At 34.5% G+C, this 20,414-nt stretch carries 22 protein-coding genes; 4 read left to right on the forward strand and 18 right to left on the reverse strand.

Annotated features, from left to right (window positions below):
* On the reverse strand, positions 1–818 hold an 818-nt coding region (locus JFT89_RS04540), incomplete at its 3' end, for a D-alanyl-D-alanine carboxypeptidase family protein (protein ID WP_201039530.1).
* 219 nt (positions 819–1,037) lie between these two features.
* Between JFT89_RS04540 and JFT89_RS04545 the strand changes: the two genes are divergently transcribed.
* The 3 genes from JFT89_RS04545 to JFT89_RS04555 all read left to right on the forward strand — a co-directional run bounded on the left by JFT89_RS04545 (position 1,038) and on the right by JFT89_RS04555 (position 2,914).
* Positions 1,038–2,039: a S66 family peptidase gene (locus JFT89_RS04545; protein WP_016094248.1), complete on the forward strand. Its 1,002-nt coding sequence runs from the start codon at positions 1,038–1,040 to the stop codon at positions 2,037–2,039.
* A gap of 202 nt (positions 2,040–2,241) precedes the next feature.
* Positions 2,242–2,583 carry an EamA family transporter gene (locus JFT89_RS04550; RefSeq protein WP_002086172.1) on the forward strand — a complete coding sequence of 114 codons (342 nt, stop codon included), beginning with the start codon at positions 2,242–2,244 and terminating at the stop codon, positions 2,581–2,583.
* The gene (locus JFT89_RS04555; RefSeq protein ID WP_002135751.1) at positions 2,576–2,914 is read left to right on the forward strand and encodes an EamA family transporter; all 339 of its coding nucleotides are present in this window, start codon (positions 2,576–2,578) and stop codon (positions 2,912–2,914) included. Before JFT89_RS04550 ends, JFT89_RS04555 begins: the two co-directional genes overlap by 8 nt.
* Before the next feature lie 35 nt (positions 2,915–2,949).
* Here JFT89_RS04555 and JFT89_RS04560 read toward each other — a convergent pair whose 3' ends face one another.
* From JFT89_RS04560 to JFT89_RS04615, 12 genes are all read right to left on the reverse strand, one after another.
* Positions 2,950–3,399: a DUF6376 family protein gene (locus JFT89_RS04560; protein ID WP_002064899.1), complete on the reverse strand. Its 450-nt coding sequence runs from the start codon at positions 3,397–3,399 to the stop codon at positions 2,950–2,952.
* 243 nt (positions 3,400–3,642) lie between these two features.
* Positions 3,643–3,864, reverse strand: a complete 222-nt coding sequence (locus JFT89_RS04565) for a hypothetical protein (protein ID WP_002031341.1) — start codon at positions 3,862–3,864, stop codon at positions 3,643–3,645.
* Between the two features lie 195 nt (positions 3,865–4,059).
* The gene (gene cydC / locus JFT89_RS04570; protein WP_016094249.1) at positions 4,060–5,784 is read right to left on the reverse strand and encodes a thiol reductant ABC exporter subunit CydC; all 1,725 of its coding nucleotides are present in this window, start codon (positions 5,782–5,784) and stop codon (positions 4,060–4,062) included.
* A complete protein-coding gene (gene cydD / locus JFT89_RS04575) occupies positions 5,781–7,502 on the reverse strand; it encodes a thiol reductant ABC exporter subunit CydD (protein WP_016094250.1) in 1,722 nt (573 codons plus the stop codon). Before cydD ends, cydC begins: the two co-directional genes overlap by 4 nt.
* On the reverse strand, positions 7,502–8,518 hold the full coding sequence (cydB, locus tag JFT89_RS04580) for a cytochrome d ubiquinol oxidase subunit II (RefSeq protein WP_002141342.1): 1,017 nt from the start codon (positions 8,516–8,518) through the stop codon (positions 7,502–7,504). Before cydB ends, cydD begins: the two co-directional genes overlap by 1 nt.
* Positions 8,505–9,908 carry a cytochrome ubiquinol oxidase subunit I gene (cydA, locus tag JFT89_RS04585; protein WP_002012335.1) on the reverse strand — a complete coding sequence of 468 codons (1,404 nt, stop codon included), beginning with the start codon at positions 9,906–9,908 and terminating at the stop codon, positions 8,505–8,507. Before cydA ends, cydB begins: the two co-directional genes overlap by 14 nt.
* Positions 9,909–10,533: 625 nt before the next feature.
* Positions 10,534–11,589, reverse strand: coding sequence for an LLM class flavin-dependent oxidoreductase (locus JFT89_RS04590; protein ID WP_016094252.1), 1,056 nt, complete (start codon positions 11,587–11,589; stop codon positions 10,534–10,536).
* 16 nt (positions 11,590–11,605) lie between these two features.
* Positions 11,606–12,547, reverse strand: coding sequence for a ring-cleaving dioxygenase (locus JFT89_RS04595; RefSeq protein WP_002064895.1), 942 nt, complete (start codon positions 12,545–12,547; stop codon positions 11,606–11,608).
* 52 nt (positions 12,548–12,599) lie between these two features.
* The gene (locus JFT89_RS04600; protein ID WP_002012331.1) at positions 12,600–13,043 is read right to left on the reverse strand and encodes a MarR family winged helix-turn-helix transcriptional regulator; all 444 of its coding nucleotides are present in this window, start codon (positions 13,041–13,043) and stop codon (positions 12,600–12,602) included.
* 101 nt (positions 13,044–13,144) lie between these two features.
* A complete protein-coding gene (locus tag JFT89_RS04605; protein WP_002135743.1) occupies positions 13,145–13,468 on the reverse strand; it encodes a carboxymuconolactone decarboxylase family protein in 324 nt (107 codons plus the stop codon).
* On the reverse strand, positions 13,465–13,875 hold the full coding sequence (locus JFT89_RS04610) for a tautomerase family protein (RefSeq protein WP_002064889.1): 411 nt from the start codon (positions 13,873–13,875) through the stop codon (positions 13,465–13,467). Before JFT89_RS04610 ends, JFT89_RS04605 begins: the two co-directional genes overlap by 4 nt.
* 24 nt (positions 13,876–13,899) lie before the next feature.
* Entirely contained in the window at positions 13,900–14,466 is a 567-nt protein-coding gene (locus JFT89_RS04615; RefSeq protein WP_002064888.1) for a DUF4865 family protein, read from the reverse strand.
* A gap of 120 nt (positions 14,467–14,586) precedes the next feature.
* Here JFT89_RS04615 and JFT89_RS04620 point away from each other — a divergent pair, with 120 nt between their 5' ends.
* On the forward strand, positions 14,587–15,375 hold the full coding sequence (locus JFT89_RS04620) for a LysR family transcriptional regulator (RefSeq protein WP_002064887.1): 789 nt from the start codon (positions 14,587–14,589) through the stop codon (positions 15,373–15,375).
* A 164-nt stretch (positions 15,376–15,539) separates the two neighbouring features.
* Here JFT89_RS04620 and JFT89_RS04625 read toward each other — a convergent pair whose 3' ends face one another.
* From JFT89_RS04625 to JFT89_RS04645, 5 genes are all read right to left on the reverse strand, one after another.
* Entirely contained in the window at positions 15,540–16,493 is a 954-nt protein-coding gene (locus JFT89_RS04625) for a branched-chain amino acid ABC transporter permease (RefSeq protein ID WP_016094253.1), read from the reverse strand.
* Between the two features lie 49 nt (positions 16,494–16,542).
* On the reverse strand, positions 16,543–17,403 hold the full coding sequence (locus tag JFT89_RS04630; RefSeq protein WP_002064884.1) for a branched-chain amino acid ABC transporter permease: 861 nt from the start codon (positions 17,401–17,403) through the stop codon (positions 16,543–16,545).
* A gap of 21 nt (positions 17,404–17,424) precedes the next feature.
* Positions 17,425–18,126, reverse strand: coding sequence for a branched-chain amino acid ABC transporter ATP-binding protein (locus tag JFT89_RS04635; RefSeq protein WP_002165955.1), 702 nt, complete (start codon positions 18,124–18,126; stop codon positions 17,425–17,427).
* Complete coding sequence (locus JFT89_RS04640; RefSeq protein WP_016094254.1) at positions 18,104–18,877, reverse strand: ABC transporter ATP-binding protein; 774 nt, start codon at positions 18,875–18,877, stop codon at positions 18,104–18,106. The genes JFT89_RS04635 and JFT89_RS04640 overlap by 23 nt, the downstream gene beginning before the upstream one ends.
* 91 nt (positions 18,878–18,968) lie before the next feature.
* Positions 18,969–20,186, reverse strand: coding sequence for a substrate-binding domain-containing protein (locus JFT89_RS04645; RefSeq protein WP_000061988.1), 1,218 nt, complete (start codon positions 20,184–20,186; stop codon positions 18,969–18,971).
* Positions 20,187–20,414: the final 228 nt, after the last annotated feature.

Below are 20,414 nucleotides of genomic sequence, written 5' to 3' on the forward strand. Positions count from 1 at the left end.
GCGCTATCTGTAAACCCTGTTTTTAAACCGTCTATTCCTTCTATATATAAAGCTTTATTATTTTTGTTTAACATCTCATTTGTGTTTGTAACATTAATATTATTAAATGCTAACTGACTTTGACGTAAGTGAGTCACTTCTAATATCTCTGGGTAATCTTTTATAAGATGATACGCTAATTTCGATACGTCAGCTGCTGTCATTTTTGTTTCACTTCCGTCGGGCTCCTGCAATCCGGAAGCATTCGCGAATTTAGCTTTATCTGACATTTCTAACTGCTTTGCTTTTTCATTCATAAGTTGAACAAAGTTTTTTTCTGTCTTAGCTACATGTTCCGCTAAAGCGACAGCCGAATTATTAGCCGATTCAATCATTAACGCATGATATAAGTCCTTAACAGTTAATGTATCATTTGCTTGCATCGGGATTTTTGCACCCTCTGTTTGTGCCGACTTTTCACTTATTTTCACTGGATCTTCCCAGTGGACTTTCCCATTATGTATACTCTCTAAAACGAGATATGCTGTCATCATTTTTGACATACTAGCAGGGGCAACAGCTTCATTTTCATTATTTTGATAAATAACTTCTCCATTACTCGCATCGATAATAATAGCTGCTTTTGCATCAATTTCTGGTGGTATATATTTTGGTGGAACTACTTTTTCAGATAGCCCTGTTTTAGGTAGCTCTGCCACTTGTAAAGGCTGAGTATCTACTTTTGTTTCACTCTTTTGAACCCCTTGGAAAAAGAACCAACATATACCCAGAATTACTACTAATAGGATTGTTAATCTTCCCCATTTTAACCGCTTCATTCTAAAACTCCTTTAGCAAACCTTTTATACACTCATGTTTAACCATATCAACAATTACTTTATATCGTCAAGGTAAAAAGTATATTTATTCATCTACAGCAATTATAATTTCAACCTCGTTCTCTTTTTCATATATGTTACACTAAAAACAACAAAATATAAGAATATTCAATAACATCGAACCACAAAAACACTATATAATAGAAAGGATTTATACAAATGATACTTCCAAAAGCATTAAAATATGGCGATACAATTGGCATCTACTCTCCCTCTTCACCAGTAACCTATACTTCTCCAAAGAGATTTGAGCGAGCAAAATTATACTTAGAACAGAAAGGTTTTCATATATTAGAAGGTTCACTAACAGGTCAATATGATTATTATCGCTCCGGGAGCATTAAAGAGCGTGCTGATGAATTAAATGACTTGATTAGAAACCCTAACGTCTCTTGTATCATGTCGACAATTGGGGGACTGAATTCAAATTCATTACTACCTTATATTGATTATGAGACTTTTCAAAAGAATCCTAAAATAATGATTGGCTATTCAGACACAACAGCATTATTACTAGGAATTTATGCAAAAACAGGAATTCCTACATTTTATGGTCCAGCACTTGTTCCTTCTTTTGGTGAATTTGAGCCTTTCGTAGATTGCACGTACAAATATTTTACGGATACTTTATTAACTGATCAACACCTTCCTTACAACATAAACCAGCCGTTATTTTGGTCAGATGAATTTATTAATTGGGAAGAAAAAACGAAAGAAAAAGATCTTCGACCGAACAATTGGATTTCAGTAATTGGTGGGAAAGCTACTGGACGTATTATTGGTGGGAATTTAAATACTATACAAGGTATTTGGGGTAGCCCCTATATGCCACTTATTCAAGATGGTGACATTCTCTTTATTGAAGATAGCTCAAAAGATGCAGCTACTATCGAAAGAAGTTTTTCATTACTTAAAATTAACGGCGTTTTTGATAAAGTTTCAGGTATCATCCTTGGAAAACATGAGCAATTTGATGATTGTGGTACAAATAGAAAACCTTACGAAATATTATTAGAAGTATTACAAAATCAAAAACTTCCTTTTCTAGCCGATTTTGATTGTTGTCATACTCATCCAATGATTACTTTACCTATAGGTATTCAAGTAGAGATGGATGCAACAAATAAAACGATACAAATAATAGAACAGTGGAAAATCTAACTCTACTAGCTCTATTATTTTCAGCTCTAAAGCTACGCATTGCCTTCTATTGTTTTACATTAGAAGACATGATACTATATATTTTGGAATGTGAAGAAATAAACAAAAATCATTTCAATATGCCTTTTATATATAATAAGAAGCTATTGATTATATACATCGAGTTTACATACGTGTATATAAAGTAAAAGAGAGTGAATATATGAAACCAACTATTAAAAACTATGTATTTTTACATGTAGCCTTCTTGATATATTCTATCATTATGGTTTACATGAAATGGGCATCTCAATTCCCTATTGCATCAATTTCATTTTTTATTGCTTACTTCGGACTTGTTGTACTTTTATTCGGATATGCAATTCTATGGCAACAAGTCATTAAGAACTTTGAAATTTCTAGAGCATATTCACACCGTGGGATTATCATACTATGGTCAATGCTTTGGTCAGTATTCCTGTTTGGAGATACGATACAGTGGAATCACATACTTGGCGCAGCTATTATTATCGTCGGAATTGTGGTGGTGACAAAAGATGAATAGTTATATGTTATTATTGATATTTGGGATAATTTTAGCCAATTACTCACAAATATTATTAAAAAAGGCTACTTTACAACAATACGATTCTAGAATAAAAGAATATGTGAATCCTTATGTTATCATCGGCTACTTTTTATTTGTAATTAATGCCGGATTAAATGTGATCGCCTTAAAGGGCATGGCATTAAAGCAAGCATCTGCATTAGAATCATTAAGCTATATCATCATTTTAATTTTCAGTTGGTACTTCCTAGGGGAGAAAATCACGAAACGAAAAATCATTGGCAACATTATTATTGTCATTGGTGTAATCATCTATTGTATTCAATAACAAAAAGATCCGTTTATGATAAACGGATCTTTTTGTTATTGCCCTAAATTTTGAACCTTATCTTTCAAATCACGAACTTGTTCTATCGTCTGCATAAGCTCAGAGTTTTTAAACTGCTCTACATTCATTTTTCCTTCCTCTATCTTTGTCATAGATGTATCAATTAATGTATTTAACTTTTCATTATAACCGACGATTTGCTGGTGAAGATCCTTCGCTACATCTGGTGGTGTTAATTCATTAAAAGCTGGTATATCTTGTTTAATTTCAGTAAGTTTCGTTTCTAGTTCTTTCCGGGCTTCCCCATCCTTAACAGCCTTTTCAGCTAATGTTGGCGCTTCATTTGCAAATGCACTTATTTCATTTACATAGTCTGTCGCTTTTTGAGCGTAATCTATGGAGTTCTTCCCTTCCTCTACTAGCGAACATCCCATCAAACCAATTGAAACTACAATTGAAAGTAACATTGTTTTTGTAAACTTCATTTTTACCTCCTAAATAATTTCCATACTTTTATTCATTTATAAACACTTTATTTTCTTCTTATACACTTTATCACATCATGTCTTATTTTTTTAATCTTCCTCTTATACATTCTAGAAAAATCATTATTATCCTGTTCAACATGTACCTCGAAACTATCTTCATTTAAATATAAAACAGACATACTTATTTTCAGTACGTCTGTTTTCCAGGTACGTATAACTCTCACTAATTAAAGTTTCTCTTTATCCTCTCACATGCCCTATTACTGTTATAATATCTATGTCTATATGTACACTAATAATATCTTCTATAATGTCCGTATATCCTTGGCCTAAAGGTGTTCCGTAATGTAATAAAATTTCTTTTTTTTCATAAACTGACTTCGGTACTGTAAAAATAAATTTCCTCATATTCCGCTCATCAGCAGGCTCCAGAATTAAAACAATGCCATCCTCTTCAAACATATAATCACGCCTTCCAACAATCCATTCACTATGGCTCAAGTATTGCCTTGAAAGGATAGGTTTTAAACACCCTTTCTAACAATATATAACCATTTCATGATCAAATAGCTTATACGGCTTATATGATTTCACCACAAATACAAAAAAACACGAACCTTGAACTACCAAGAATTTGTGGTTTTTTGCATTTCATTCCTATATACCTTTATCAAGCTCATATAACCTACGATATTTCTCATTTTCTTTCAGTAGCTGTTCGTGACTACCTTGCATAGCGATTTGGCCACTATCAAGGAAAATAACTTCATCTACATGTTCAATTCCTACAAGATGATGTGTAATCCAAATAACAGTCTTTTCTTCTGTTGCAGAAAACATTGTTTCTATTAAGGCTAATTCCGTTTTAGGGTCTAAACCGATAGTCGGTTCATCAAGTACAATAATCGGTGTTTCTTGCATAAGAGTTCTTGCAAATGCTACCCTTTGCCTTTCTCCGCCAGAAAACCTCTTTCCCATTTCATGCATTTTTGTTTGTAATCCATCAGGAAGAGAAGCAATGTGTGGTGCTAGCTGTGCTTTCTCTAAAGCTTTCCATATCTCTTCATCATTAGCCTCTGGTTTACCGATCCGCACATTATTTCCAATTGTCGTATCGAATAAATGTGGTTTTTGGTTTAATACAGAAATATATTTTGACAAAAAATCCGTACGAGCTTGTTCACCATTCAATATAATTTGGCCATTCACCGGACGTAGTGCACCAGTTAACAATTTTAGTAAAGTAGATTTCCCTGTTCCACTTCTACCTAAAATAGCAATTTTCTTTCCTGCCTTTATTTGCAATGATACATCTTTTAATACAGGTTCATTACTATCCGGATAATTATACGACACATTACTCAGTTCGATATCTACATGTTTTGATACAACGTATTCTTTATTTACAGGTAACTCCTTACCACCATCCAAAGCGCTCTCACTTTCTACGCCATTAAGCCGATGAGCAGATTCTACATAAGATGGAATTCGATCGATAGCATCTGATATAGGGATAAGCGCATTTGTCACAGATAATGTCATTAATACGAAAGCTGCGATAACTGTAGGTGCAATCTGTTCACTTGCCGCTGCATTTCCAGTCCATATAATCATTGAAATGACTACAATACCTACTGTTAAGTGAATGAGACTGTCTCGAATATGGTACCAGCGTTTCACTCTCTTTTCTGTCTTTAACAACTGGACATTTTGCGCTACATACTCATTAATAAATTCATCTTTTCTACCACTCGCCTGCCAATCAGATAACCCAAATACAGCATCTGTCAATTGTTGATACAAACGATTTCTTCCTCGCTTCAAAGCAACATGATGTCGTTTCATCAAAAGTAGTGATACTAATGGGAGAAGAAAAACAATAACAGCTAACATACAAGCTGCGATAAGTGCAAATACTAAGTCAAATGCACCGATAACAATTACGAAAATGCTATATACAACTAACGCTAATATACTAGGGAATATTGTACGTAAATATAGATTCTGTAAATGTTCAATATCCTCAGACAATACACCTAGTACATCACCAGTTTGAAAGCGAGAGCGTAAAAATAACGCCTGTGGTTCTACAATTCTATATAGTTTCGTTCTCATTTTTTCTAATATACGTAATACAACATCATGCCCAACTAAACGCTCTAAATAATGAAAGACCGCTTGTCCTATACTAAATGCACGCGTTGCGACAATAGGAACATATACAGCCATTACATTTTCCGGTCTGAGAGCAGATTTAGAAATTAAATAACCTGAAATGAAAAGTAACATCGCACCCGAACTAACTCCAAGAAGCCCAAGGAAAATAGTCAAAGTCATTCTACCTTTATTTTGCTGTATATAAGGCTTAATCCAGTTACTCATCGCTCTCCCCTCTCTTCGCTATAAAAATGTAATGTCTCATTCGTTAAAAGTTCTTCATATGTTCCGCTTTCTATAATTTTCCCTTTATTAAAAATAAGAATATGATCCATTTGCTTCATCCAATGCAGACGATGTGTTGCAAGAAATACTAACTTACCTTCAAACAGACGTAACATCGATTGCTTTATTTCAAATTCAGTTTCAATATCAAGATGTGCTGTAGGTTCATCTAATAAAATGATTGGCTTTTTACTTAAAAGTGCACGTGCCATAGCGACACGTTGTTCTTGTCCGCCACTAAGCATACGTCCACCTTCTCCAATTCTTTCGTACATCCCATGTGGTAATGATGCAACGAGCGAACGAAGACCAACTTCATTAATAACTCTCTCAACTTCTTCATCAATTATATTCGTTTCATAGAAACAAATATTATCTTTTAATGAAAGCGGAAAAATATAAGGTTGTTGCGGAATATAAGCAATATTTTTTTGCCAATCTTCTCGAGTAGATTCACCAATTTCCACACCATTTACTAACATCTTCCCACCCGAAGGAGGTAGAAATCCTGCTAACACATCGATTAACGTTGATTTCCCTGCCCCACTTTCACCAATAATGCCTATAGCACCGTTACCTTGCCAAGTAAAATCAATTCCCTCTAATATAGCCTTTGCAGATTCATCATTATTTACTTTTACATCTTGTAATTTCAAACTACTAGAAGAATTCCATACTATATCTACATTCGAATCTTTCTTTTCTATTTCTTTTTGTTTCTGTAAAATTTCTTCTATTTGCTCCATTGCCAGTTGTCCATCTAATGTAGCATGATAATTCGCTCCAACTTGCTTAATCGGCAGAAAATATTCCGGCGCTAAAATTAAAATCGTAAGAGCTGGCAACAGTATAATTGTCCCATCTATTAACCGTATCCCTAATCCAACTGCTACAAATGCAATTGATAAACTCGTAAAGAAATCTAATGCAAAAGAAGAAAGAAAAGCAACTCGCAAAGTACGCATCGTTGCTTTTCTATATCGTTTACTTACTTTTTCAATCTTTCCTTCGTGCTGTTTACTTTTCCCTAAATACTTTAATGTTTCTAATCCTTTTAACGTATCTACAAAATGATTAGAAAGTACACGATATGTCTCATATTGGCTATCCGCCATTTTCTGCGCTGCTAATCCTAGAAGGATCATAAATATGATCACAATTGGAATCGTTACAACTAATATGATTCCCGACTCAATGTCTAGTGTAAAAACATATAGAACAATTAGCCCTGGAACGATACTACTTCTAATCATTTTAGGAATTGTCAATTCAATATATGTTTTAAATTTCTCAATACCTTCTATCGATAAAGTAACCAGATGACCAGTCCCATTCGTTTGGACAAATCTCGGCCCTAACGTAAAATATGCTTCTATTAACTGTTTACGTAATGCAAATCCTGTTTTTTCAGCGAAACGCTCAACCAATATTTGCGATGTTCGCACTAACATTTGGCGTGCTGCAAACGTGATCCCAAAATAAACAGTTTCATTTAGCACAGCTTGCACTGTTTCTCCATGAAATAAAAATGTGATTGCTCGTGCTAAAAACACTGTCTGCGCAATGATACTACACGCCTCTAAAATGCTAATAAGACTTAAAGTTACATATAAAACTCGGCTACCAGGATACGACGGAAGTCCTCTTTTTCTTTTCATTAGTACTCCAAATCTTTGTCTGACTTAACAGGTTGTCTAAATACATAGAAACTCCATATTTGACTACCGATAACAAACGGTAAAATAGCAAGAGAAAAATAGCTCATCAGTTTTAATGCATAAGGTCCTGATGCCGCATTATAAATTGTCAAATCATTTACCGCTCCTAATGAGCTAATCATGACACGCGGGAACATACCGATGAACACACTTGCACTTAACAAAATGATTGTTAAACTCGTCATAAAGAAAGCCCAACCATCTCTTCTTCTTTTATTTAATAAAGTAGAAACAAATAGCGCTACAAAAGCTCCAATTGGAACCATTAGCCACTCTGAACCATGTGCGGTGAAAATATCTGTTTTCCATAACCCTACAGCTGCAAAAACAAGAAGTGTTATTAATGCAAAAGGTGCAATCTTTGTCGCGGCAATACGTGCGCGTTCTCGTAATTTTCCTGTTGTACGTATAGTAAGGAATTGCAAACCATGAACAATACATAGAAGAAGAAACATAACTCCCCCAAGTAACGCAAATGGGTGAAGTAATTTCATAAATCCGCCTACCATATTTTTACTTCCATCAATTGGTACACCTGTCATAAAGTTTGCGATTGCAACTCCCCAAAGTATGGGAGGTAGCAAACTTCCAATAAACATGCCCCAATCCCAGAAACTCTTCCATTTATGATTTTCTATTTTCGCACGGAATTTAAAGGAAACACCTCTTATAATTAATGCAAGAAGCATAAACACAAATGGAATATAAAACCCACTAAATAAAGTTGCATACCAGTGCGGGAATGCCGCAAACATAGCGCCACCAGCACAAACAAGCCATACTTCATTTGCGTGCCAAAACGGCCCAATTGTATTTAAATATATACGTTTTTCCAAATCGTTTTTCCCTAAAAACCTTGAAACAATTCCTACACCAAAATCGAAACCTTCAAGTACAAAGAAGCCAACGAATAAGGTTGAGATAATTAGAAACCACAACTCATTAAGAGATAACATACTCTTCCTCCTTATCAAATGGATCATGGCTTTGATAATCCTTTTTCGTTTTCTTATTCGCATGTCCTTTAATGATACGAACGAATAAGTAAACAGTAATTCCTCCAACAATTAAATATAGTGATGTGAATGAAACAAGAGAGAATAATACTTCTCCAAATGAAACGTTTGGAGATACAGCATCTTCTGTTTTCATAACACCGAAGACAACCCAAGGCTGACGTCCCATTTCAGTCATGATCCATCCTACTGTATTACCGATAAACGGTAGTGCAATTGCATATACCATTATTTTTAAATACCAAGGGTTTTCAGTTAAGCGATCTTTTCTTGATAAGAACCAGCCGTACATTCCTAAAAGAAGCATGAATGTTCCACTCATTACCATCGCTCTAAAACTCCAGAACATAGTATGTACTGGCGGAATATAATCTCCAGGTCCATATTTTTCTTCATATTGTTTTTGAATTTGGTTCATCCCTTCAACTTGACCGCTAAATTTATCGTATGACAATAGACTTAGCATATAAGGGATTTGAATTTCAAACGAATTTTCTTTCTTCTCTGTATCAATTTTTGCAAATACTGTAAATGGCGCTGGATCCTCACTCGTATTCCATAATGCTTCAGCTGCTGCCATTTTCATCGGATGTGTCTTAATTAAATTTTGTGCTTGTGCATGACCGAAAAATAATACCAATGCTGTTGTAATTGTTCCAACAACGATAGAAACTCGGAACGATTTTTTAAACACCGCAGTTTCTTGACCTTTTGATATTTTCCATGCACTTACACCTGCAATAAAGAATGCACCAGTTGCAATTGCCGCTGTAATTGTATGCGGGAATTGCACCCATAATTGTGGATTTTGAATAATCGCCCAAAAATCATTCATTTGCGCACGTCCATCTGCTGCCATTTCATATCCTACTGGGGCATGCATAAATGCACTTGCAGTTAAAATCCAAAATGCTGATAACATTGTTCCTATTGAGAGGAGCCAAATACATAAAAGGTGAACTCGCTTCGGAAGTTTATCCTCACCGAATACCCATAAACCTAGGAATGTAGACTCAATGAAAAATGCTAATAAACCTTCAATTGCAAGTGATGGTCCGAAAACATCACCAACAAAACGTGAATACGTTGACCAGTTCATACCAAACTGAAATTCTTGTAAAATACCTGTTACAACACCTACCGCGAAGTTAACAAGGAATATTTGTGTCCAAAACTTTGTCATCTTCTTATAAATTTCTTGTCCCTTTACCACATACAACGTTTGCATTAACGCAATGATAAAAGCTAAACCTATAGACAGCGGAACGAAAAAGTAATGAAAAATCGTTGTTGATGCAAATTGTATTCGTGCCAATTCGAGCGTTTCCATGCTAAAGTCACTTCCTTCATATTTTTTTATATCGTAATATCGATTGAATTGTATGAATTCACTTCATAACGAACAATTCAATCATTTGGAAATACAAAAAGATAAATTCGTTTATGTACTTTCTGAAAATATAGATTGTCAGTTTTTTAGATAATTACAAAAGAACTTTCTTCATACGATTTACCTTTTCACTATTTCAGTAGTGTTTTATTCGTTAATCGAATTGTATAATATACTTACATAATAAATTCAGGTGATTTTTGACGTATTATTGACAGGATTTTGTCTGAAATATGTCTTTTGTAATTTTTTTGAATTAGATTTCTCACATTTTAAAAACGTACTTTTCAAACATACAACACACTCTTATATCAATTGTTATTATGTTTTTCTCTTCATACGCTTGACTTTCCCCTCGAAAAATGTCCTCGAATCAAACCTGAAAGCATGCTAGATTTTTGTCAAGAGAAAAATGTATTTCCAAAATTCAAATCAACAATATTGTTATTCACAAATAGAAAAAAACTCCCCTTTCTCTAGACATAAAATTCGTTTTTTTGTCATTTTTCAAACAGACTAAATAAAAAAGTACCGAGAATAAATTATATTCCCGGTACTTTAATCATTATTTCGTTGTATATTTTCTAACAGCCGGCATAATTTCGGTAGCAATTAATTCAAGGTTTTTCTCAATCTTATCAAATGGTACACCGCCAAAATCAATCTGTGCCATAAAACGTTGCTGTCCAAATAATTCATATTGATAAAGCATTTTTTCAATAATTTGTTGCGGGCTACCAATCATTAACGCATCACGGTGATCTACTGCGTTAGTAAATTGTTGTTTTGGATACCCACCACCGCGTAGCGCAAGCATACCAGCATTAATATGAGGATAATATTCACTAAGTGCATCTTGTGAATTTTCTGCTGTATAAAATAAACTTGTTGTCGCAATTGGTAATGTTGCTGGATCAAAACCACTTTGCTCAGCTGCTTCACGATATGCATCAACCGAAACTTTAAAATTAACAGCTGGGCCACCAAGTGTCGTAAGCATCATTGGTACACCTGCGCGTCCTGCCTTAATTGCACTAGCAGGCGGTCCTCCAACAGCACGCCAAATTGGCATATTGTTATTTTTAGCTCTCGGTATAATTGCCGCATGTTCAAGTGGTGTTCTAAACTGCCCTTTCCATGTTACACTTTCTTCTTTATTTATTTTTAATAAAAGATCCATCTTCTCTTCAAATAGTTCTTCATAATAATTTACATCGTAACCAAGTAAACTATATCCCCCAATACGAGAGCCGCGACCAGCAACGATTTCAGCACGACCATTAGAAATTAAATCAATTGTGGCGAAATCCTCATATACACGAACCGGATCTGACGTACTTAATACTGTTGCAGAACTCGCGATTTTAATGTTTTTCGTAGCTTGTGCAATAGCTCCTAAAATAACAGTATGAGCTTGCGTTGTAAAATGCGCTTGATGACTTTCACCGACAGCAAACACATCAATTCCAGCTTCATCTGCTAACTTAGCTGTTTCAATTAGTTCATGAATTCTTTTTTCTGCACTTATTTTCGAACCATCATGCGGATTTAAAATATGATCTCCAATTGAATATAATCCAAATTCAATTCCCTTACTTGTATCAATACGGTATTTTTCCATAGTTGCTCTCTCCCTTTTAATAAAGCGGTATTAATTTCTCTTCAATCTCTTTTCTTCTCTCTTCTAAAAATGGTGGTAAATCCAGCTCTTTTCCTAATTCTTCAACTGTTGAATCTACTGTAAATCCTGGGCCATCCGTCGCAATCTCAAATAAAATGCCATTTGACTCACGGAAATATAAACTTTTAAAATAAAAGCGATCGATAATCCCTGTTGATTGGAACCCTTTATCTTTCACCGCTTCATTCCAATAACTCAGTTCTTCATCATTTTTCACACGAATAGCTAAATGATGAATACTTCCTTTTCCTGGTCTTTCACTCTCTCCATCTTGCTGTTTCACCAAAATTTCTCCAAAAGATTGACCATCAATAGATTGATAAATCCCCTCATCGTCTGAACGAGATACTTCTTTATAACTAAACAAACCTGTTAATGTTTTTGATAATTTATTTAAACTGCGCACTGTCATTTCAACTGTTCCCATGCCTAAAATACGATGATTCTGCTCTACAGAAGATTCATCCCATGCAGTCCAATATTCAGGCACCTCTTCATCTTTATTATTTAACAGCACTAACCGTAGACCATCTGGATCTTCAAAGTGCAGTGCGTCTCTTCCGGCGTAAGTTGTAATTTCCCCATGCACCACCTGGAGTGACTCAAAACGTCTCTTCCAAAATGTAAGACTTTCTATTGAAGGTACGAGCAAGCCTATTTGTGTTATTGCATTTGTACCACGGATTGTTCTACCTACATTCGGCATTTCAAAAAATGATAATTCAGTTCCGGCACTCCCTGTTAAATCACCATAAAACAAATGATACATAAATGGATTATCTTGATTGACTGTCTTTTTCACCCGCCGTAATCCTAAGACATCTCGATAAAAATTATTATTTGTTTTCGCATTTTTAGTCACCATAGAAATGTGGTGATGTCCTGGAATTGTATACATAAAACTTCCTCCTCTTTATCACTTGATTAGTCAATTGATTGAAAAAAAAAAATTACTCATTCGGTAATTCTTTTTTTTCACTATGCTTATGAACTTTTGACATCAACTCGTATAGTATTTTCTGCTCTTCTTCATTTAATACATCATCAAAAAATGATGATTGAAATGCAAGTTGCTCTGGCAATGCTCTTTCTAAAGCCGCTTCCCCTTGCTCTGTAAGACTAATTGTTTTCGTTTTCCAATCTTGTTTTCGTATAATATATCCTTCTTTTTCAAGACGTGTTAACATTCGAGAAATACCGCCTTGTGTAACGGTAACCTTTTCTGCTAACTCCATTTGTGTTAATGGCTGATAAGTCCGTATTTGCAAAAGCACATCAAATTGGGCTGTTGTTAAATCAAAACGTTTTAAAAACTCATTTGACATTTGATTACTTTGGTTCGTAAATCGTATTAAACGTAGCCATATTAACGATCCTATCGTATTTTCACGCATGTTTCATCACTTCCTAGCGTTGATCTTACTATCACTTTACCACTCAAGTGATAGTAATGCAAGTAGAAATATGTTAAAAATACCTCCCAAAATCATTATTCTTAACTTTCCATTTCATTCATTGCTATATTTAATGCTGCCACAGCTTTTGGCCAACCAACGTAAAAAGCCATATGTGTTATTAATGCAACTAATTCATTCTCCATTATCCCATTTTGTTTAGCTAGCTTCAGATGAAATGATAATTGTTCTGTATTACCAAGACTGATTAGTGCCGACAATGTACATAAGCTTCTTTCTCTTAATGTTAAAGCGGCATCCCGCCACACTTCCTCAAATAATATCTCTTCACTATAATGAGAAAATACAGGTGCTACTTCTCTCATTTTCTTTGGAATATAGAATTCAATTGGTTCATTCATCATTTTGTTCCCTTCATTTTTACCAATTGTGCCATCCCTTGACCAAATGACCAGTTTTCAGCAGCTGTCTCATGTAATGTAATAAAAATGTCAGTAACTTTCACATTAGAACATGCTGAAATTTCAAAGGATATAGATTGATACAAACCTTTTTTCTGTTGCACTGTTCTTCCAGGTCCACATGTAATAGAAACATGAATCATATTCTCAGTTCTCATTTCTCCTCTTTCCAACAAATAATATGGATTATACAAAAATTGATTTTGTTGATAAGGTAAAAATATTTGAAAATAATCATTTTCAGGGATGTTAAAATGTTCAATTAATGAAAGATGGATACATTCACCTATCTTTTTCAACTCTTCTTTATTTAATATATCTTCATGATAATAAACGTTCACAAAAGGCATAGATTTTCATTCCTTTTTCTTAATTTAGCATTCAACAACATATCCTCGTGAAATATGTAAAATCTCATAAATAGTAACATCGTCCATTACATCTATTTCAGGCTTTTCCTTATAAAAACTGAATTGACTATATCCCCACTTATCCGGATTATAAACTATTACATTTCCTAAACATTTTTCTATGTTTTGCACATTTTCATTTACTTTATTTAATTGCGTCCCAATCAGCGATTTACTTTGAGAAATACTCCCTGCATATTCAACAGCATATCTACTTTTTCTAAAATCATTACTTAAATTAACAACTAATGGAACACCTATATTTATTTGTTGCCACCCAAACGATTGCAAAATATTATCGTAATACCCTTCAAAGATAAATTTATTCATCCCTTCATGACCATTCCAAATATATAAAGGTGCATAACAATTATGGAAATCCCCATCCTTACCTGCCTCAGCAATTAAATAAGCCTTAAAATTCAACCCTTGAAAACCATCCGTTTTATAACCATTCTTTTTCACCCTTGCTCTAATAGTCCCCATATCATAATCTTTTGGCAAAATGACCTTATATTGCATACCAATCATGTTTATCACTCACTTTCGATCTTATATACATAATGATAAACCGATGATCGGCTGACGTAAAATAGGTATAAATTATGTTTGATATCATTTATAATGATACCGTATAAGGGGCTGAAATGAATGGAAATAAATGATCTTATCATATTTAAAACTGTAGCTAACGAAGGATCTATTAGTAAAGCTGCTAAAGAGCTAGGCTATGTACAACCAAATGTAACTGAGCGAATCAAAAAATTAGAACAAGAATTAGAAACACCTTTACTACATAGAGATAACAAAGGTGTTTCCCTGTTACCTTCTGGTGACATTTTATTAGACTACACGAATAAAATATTAGCTCTTTTAGAAGAAGCGAAAGATGAAATTAAAACCAGTGCTTCTTCTTATGTAATAGCGACGTCACAATCTATTTTGACTAATTATTTAAGTATGCGTATTAAAGAAAATTTCAGGAATTATCAAATATATATAGAAAGTAGTAGCCATTTACAAAAACTACTACAGCAACAAAAAGTTGATATGGTCATAACTTATGAGGATTATCCCGACGCAGCGTTTAAAAAAGTATTCACCACTTCAATTTCTGTAGGATTATTAAAAGTGAAAGAACAGTGTAACATTGACTTTTCAAAAGAAATTTTCTTTGTTAGTAACGATAAAAAGTGCCCTTTTAGAAATATGACAATACAATTTCTAAAAGAAAACAATCTATCTCAGCATCAACTTCAACAGTTAGATTCTTATTCGCTTATTGAAGAGTTTATTGTTGAGGGAAATGGGATAGCTTTTTTACCGATTAGAAATGATAAATTAGTTCCAGTTGAAAATGTCGCGGTTGAAAAACTACCTATTAACTTCTTTACAACTCGAGACTTAGATAAAGTGATTCCAGGTGAACTATTTAATTAATAAAGAGGCTACACTTGTCGTATTTTACGGGTAAATAGATATCCCTTTTCGGATCGCTAATATAACTTCATATACTATCGTACGGCTTAATAAAATAAAAAGGGATGTTACCTAGTTAATATGTTTAACTACTAGGACATCCCTGTTCATCTTGAAGACTTATTTCACACGTTCTGTTCCACCCCTGTACTCTTCTCCTTCTTACTTCTTTTAAAATTCTTCAACTTCTTAACCGTTCCAATTAATCCTTTTGGAAAAACTAATAACACGATAATGTATAATAAACCTAGAATAATCGTCCATCTTTCAAAAATCGGATATTCTGTGGCTAGTTCTGATAAATAATATTTTAGTGATTCAATAATACCGGCTCCCGCGATTGCTCCAATTAACGTTCCAACGCCTCCAATCATTGTCATCAATAATGCATTTAATGTCATTTCAATTGAAAATACAGTCGTATTAACAAAGCGCAATGTGATAACAAATAAACCACCGCTAATCGTAGCAACTCCCCCCGCAACAACACTAGCAATAATTTTATAATGAAGAACTTTATAGCCAAGTGCTTCAACTCGTTGTTCATTTTGTGAAATCGCCTTTAACACTTTCCCAATTGAAGATTTTGTGAAAAGACGTAACAAAATGAAAATACTGATTAGACATATAAATGTTATATAATAAAATGTAAAACGATCACGGAATATATCTGGTACACGAAATGTAAATCCATCTCCTCCGTGAGTCAGTGAACGCCATTTTTCAGCAAGTACAAAAAACAGCTGGGAAATAGCGAGCGTTAACATTGCATAAAAATGACTTTTCAAACGTAATGAAAGCATACCAATTATATAACTAACGATGGCTGATACAATAATTGCGGCTGCTATTCCTATGAAAAAGTTCATTATGGATACTCCTTGCCGATCAAACAAGAGTGCCACCCCATACGCCCCTATACCAAAGAACATACAATGACCGAATGAAACAATACCTGTATATCCAAGGAGAACATCAAAACTCATAGCGAAAATAGCAAAGATGAAGATTTGAGTGAACAAAATTAACAAGCTCCGTGAATCATTTACGAATGGAAATACACTTAAACAAATGAGCATAAATACTCCGAAGTATACTTTAATTCGATTCGATGTGCTGTTCACCATTTCACCCCTTTTCACCAACAAGTCCCGTTGGCTTCACTATTAAGAAAAATAGTAACATTAACATATTAATTGCAAGTGATAAATCCGGTATAAAATATGCTGTAAAAGCACCAGCTAATCCAACAATTAAAGAAGCGAGCGCTGAACCTTGTACGCTACCTAATCCTCCAATGATAACTACTATAAAGGCTAAAATTGCATACTGCATACCCATCTCAGCGAAAATAACTCCTGAATATGGTGCTAGTAGAAAACCACCTAACGCCGCCATCCCTGCTCCTAATAAAAAAACAAACGAGAATATCGCTTTTACGTTAATTCCGAGAGCTTGAACCATCTCTTTATCCATTACACCAGCGCGAATCATAAGTCCTATCTTTGTTTTTTTCAGCAGCAATAGTAAAGCGATGTAAATTAGTATCCCAACTAAAATAACGAATAGACGATATTTAATTAATATAACGCCTTCAAATGTATAACTACCTTGTAACCATAACGGTAATTTAGCACCAATTGGATTTGGCCCCCAAAATACTTTAATACATTCACTAAGTACAAGCATTCCTCCAAGCGTCACAAGAAGCTGGCGAACATGATTTCCATATACCGGTCTAATAAGGAATCTTTCTAAAATGAATCCAAGAAACATCCCCATAGCAATTGCTCCAATTAAAGCGAGTAAATAGCTTCCAGTTGTATTAAATATCCATACACCTGTAAAAGCTCCCCATGCAAATAACCCACCATGTGCGAAGTTTAGAACGCTCATTAAACCGAAAATAAGTGAAAGACCTGACGCTAATAAAAAAATGAGCATCCCTGTTGAAATCCCATTTACAAATAAATTGATTAACACATCCATCCTTCTCACCCCGGATTCATGTTAAGAGATTCCTAAATATTTGTGACACATTTCCTTATCCTCTTTTAATTCATGCATAAAACCGTTATGAACAATTCTTCCGTTATCCATAATATAAAAGTAATCACCAATTTGACTAGCCATCATAAAGTTTTGTTCAACAAGTAAAACAGTCGTTTTTTCCTTCATTTTCAAAATTGCTACCATTAATTTTTCTATCATAATTGGAGACAGCCCTTTACTCGGCTCATCAATAAGCAATAATCCATCACTATTAATAAATGCTCTTGAAATTGCTAGCATTTGCTTTTGCCCTCCGCTTAAGAGTCCGCTTTTTTTGTGCCAAAATTGCTTTAAATCTGGAAATAATTCAAGCATCCAGTCTATTTTTTCTTCCGCTTCTTCTCCCTTCCCCCTAGCAAGAGCGAATGTTTCTTCTACTGTCAGGTCGTGAAAAATACCTTGATTTTCTGGTACATACCCTATTCCTTTCCTTGAAATTAAATGTGTAGATAATCCATTTACTTGTGTACTATCATAATAAATTTCACCATGTGCGATATGGTGAAATCCCATAACCGAACGTAATGTCGTAGTCTTCCCTGCCCCATTTCTTCCAAAAAGTACAGTAATCGTTCCTTTCTCAACAGTAAGAGATACCCCTTGTAAAATATGAAACTGATCTAAATACGTCTCTATATTATTCACTTGTAATAGTGCCACTATATAATCCCCCTAAATAAGCACTTTGTACACGCTCATCTTTCATCATTTCTTCGGGCAAACCTTCAGCCAATAACTCTCCATGGAATAAAACGATAAGATGGTCTGACAAACCTAGTACCATATCCATTTTGTGTTCAATAAGTACAATTGTACTCTCTGGATGTTTCTTAATATTTTCAATCACTTGCAAAATAGCCGGTACCTCCTCAACTGATATACCTGCCGTCGGCTCATCAAGTAGTAACACATCCGTTTTTAAAGCTAATAACATCGCAAGCTCTAACTTTCGTTTTTCCCCATGCGCTAGATCTTTCGCTAATACATGTTCTTTCTCGTGAAGTAATACTGTTTTTAAGAAACGTCTCGCCTCTCCAACTTGTTGCTTAAATTTTGCCGAAATCGGAAAAAAACTATAGTAATCTTGCACAAATGATTGAACACTTAAACGGACATTTTCAAGTACCGTTAACTCTGGGAATATATTTGTAAGTTGAAAAGAACGACCAATTCCTAATCGAGTACGATCCGAAATTGATAAATTTGTAATCTCTTGTCCTTTAAAATATACTTCACCCTTTGTTGGAGAAATTTGTCCACTTAGTAAATTGAATAGCGTTGTCTTTCCTGCACCATTTGGTCCAATAATTGAAATGAGCTTTCCTTTTTGTACTGTTAAATTCACATCCTTAATAACATGATGCTCGCCAAAAGATACGCAAAGATTTTTCGTTTCTAGCAAATGTGTCACGAAATCCCTCCCTTTAAAGCTTTAAGTATGAAAGAAATACGTATAAAGAGGGTGTACTCCCTCTTTATACAAAAACAACAGAAGATTCAGTCTATTTATTCTGGACTTGGGGTTCTGTCTCTTTCATCGTTAATTCTCGCTCTAATACTGGCACCGGATAATCAACACCATCTTGCTTTTTCAATGTGATAGAATAAAGTGTCTGCATCGCTTGGTGATCTTTTTCTCTAAACTTCATCTTTCCTTTCGGTGTATCAAATTCCATTCCTTCCATTTTCTTAATCAATGTATCTACATCTGTATCACCTTTTGTTTTCTTTAAAGCTTCTACAATTGAAATTGCCGCTGACATTCCTCCTGCTGTAAATAAATCTGGCACCGCACCATTAAATCGTTTTTTATGTTCTTCAACTAACCAATCATTCACCTTATTTTTCGGAAGTGTGTGATAATAAACAGAAAAACCTTGCATTCCTACTAACGCATCCATCGTTTTTAATGCCGGTATATCTGGTGCACCGGTAGAAATTTTAATACCCTGCGCTTCCACATTCATATCTTTTAACTGTTTCCAAGGTGAATTTGCCCCTGCCCAAACGATAAATAAATAATCCGGCTTTGAGCTAATGATATTTTGAATATTTGCAGTGAAGTCAGTCGAATTTGTATCAGCATATTGCTCGTTTACAATATTCGCACCTAATTTCTTCGCTCCAGCTTTAAATGCCGCAATTCCCTCACGGCCGTAAGCATTATCTTGTGCTAACGTTGCTATTTTTACATCTTTTTTAGCAATTGCCGCAGCACCAGCGACTGCATCTTGAGATGAATTTCTACCTGTTCTAAAAATATATTTATTCCAGTTCTTCCCGGTAATACTATCAGCTACTGCTGGTTCTACAACCATTATTTTTTCATATTCTTCAGCTAGTGGTAAAACCGCTAATGTATCACTTGAACTAGACGATCCGACTAAAAAATCGACTTTCTCTTCTTCTAATAACTTCGTAGCTTTTTTAACCGCTACATCAGCTTTCGTTTCCGTATCTTCTACAACAAACTTAATCTTCTTCCCTTCCACTTTCCCAGTTCCACCAGTTGCATAGTCTAACCCTAATTCAAATCCGTTCACTGTTTGTTTTCCATATGATTCTAATGGACCTGTTAATGAAGCAAGAACCCCTACCTTAATCGTCTTTTCATCCTCTGTACTTGTTTTCTTTCCTGAACAAGCTGCCGTTATTAATAACGAACCTAAAACACAACCAGCAGCCACCATTTTTAGCCATTTACGTTTTTTCATCGACATTGTGATCCTCCCCATACTTTACTTTCTGATAGAATCAAACACGCCAAAGTTACCCATCCGTAATTATGACTTTTCCTTTGAATAATATAAACGAGATTGTTAGTATACATGTATCTTCTCCGATTTCCATTAAACACCTTTACAATTTCATATAAATATTTTATTCCTACCTATACCGCATTCCCAAACTATTAAACTTCTATCCTTTCTAACAAGCATTTTGAGTCT

The organism is Bacillus sp. TH25 (genome assembly GCF_016650935.1).
GTDB lineage: Bacteria > Bacillota > Bacilli > Bacillales > Bacillaceae_G > Bacillus_A > Bacillus_A mycoides.

Coding starts and splice junctions, on each gene's coding strand:
- JFT89_RS04545 (WP_016094248.1), top strand. CDS start 1,038: ATGATACTTCCAAAAGCATTAAAATATGGCGATACAATTGGCATCTAC.
- JFT89_RS04550 (WP_002086172.1), top strand. CDS start 2,242: ATGAAACCAACTATTAAAAACTATGTATTTTTACATGTAGCCTTCTTG.
- JFT89_RS04555 (WP_002135751.1), top strand. CDS start 2,576: ATGAATAGTTATATGTTATTATTGATATTTGGGATAATTTTAGCCAAT.
- JFT89_RS04560 (WP_002064899.1), bottom strand. CDS start 3,399: ATGAAGTTTACAAAAACAATGTTACTTTCAATTGTAGTTTCAATTGGT.
- JFT89_RS04565 (WP_002031341.1), bottom strand. CDS start 3,864: ATGTTTGAAGAGGATGGCATTGTTTTAATTCTGGAGCCTGCTGATGAG.
- cydC (WP_016094249.1), bottom strand. CDS start 5,784: ATGAGTAACTGGATTAAGCCTTATATACAGCAAAATAAAGGTAGAATG.
- cydD (WP_016094250.1), bottom strand. CDS start 7,502: ATGAAAAGAAAAAGAGGACTTCCGTCGTATCCTGGTAGCCGAGTTTTA.
- cydB (WP_002141342.1), bottom strand. CDS start 8,518: ATGTTATCTCTTAATGAGTTGTGGTTTCTAATTATCTCAACCTTATTC.
- cydA (WP_002012335.1), bottom strand. CDS start 9,908: ATGGAAACGCTCGAATTGGCACGAATACAATTTGCATCAACAACGATT.
- JFT89_RS04590 (WP_016094252.1), bottom strand. CDS start 11,589: ATGGAAAAATACCGTATTGATACAAGTAAGGGAATTGAATTTGGATTA.
- JFT89_RS04595 (WP_002064895.1), bottom strand. CDS start 12,547: ATGTATACAATTCCAGGACATCACCACATTTCTATGGTGACTAAAAAT.
- JFT89_RS04600 (WP_002012331.1), bottom strand. CDS start 13,043: ATGCGTGAAAATACGATAGGATCGTTAATATGGCTACGTTTAATACGA.
- JFT89_RS04605 (WP_002135743.1), bottom strand. CDS start 13,468: ATGATGAATGAACCAATTGAATTCTATATTCCAAAGAAAATGAGAGAA.
- JFT89_RS04610 (WP_002064889.1), bottom strand. CDS start 13,875: ATGCCTTTTGTGAACGTTTATTATCATGAAGATATATTAAATAAAGAA.
- JFT89_RS04615 (WP_002064888.1), bottom strand. CDS start 14,466: ATGATTGGTATGCAATATAAGGTCATTTTGCCAAAAGATTATGATATG.
- JFT89_RS04620 (WP_002064887.1), top strand. CDS start 14,587: ATGGAAATAAATGATCTTATCATATTTAAAACTGTAGCTAACGAAGGA.
- JFT89_RS04625 (WP_016094253.1), bottom strand. CDS start 16,493: ATGCTCATTTGTTTAAGTGTATTTCCATTCGTAAATGATTCACGGAGC.
- JFT89_RS04630 (WP_002064884.1), bottom strand. CDS start 17,403: ATGGATGTGTTAATCAATTTATTTGTAAATGGGATTTCAACAGGGATG.
- JFT89_RS04645 (WP_000061988.1), bottom strand. CDS start 20,186: ATGTCGATGAAAAAACGTAAATGGCTAAAAATGGTGGCTGCTGGTTGT.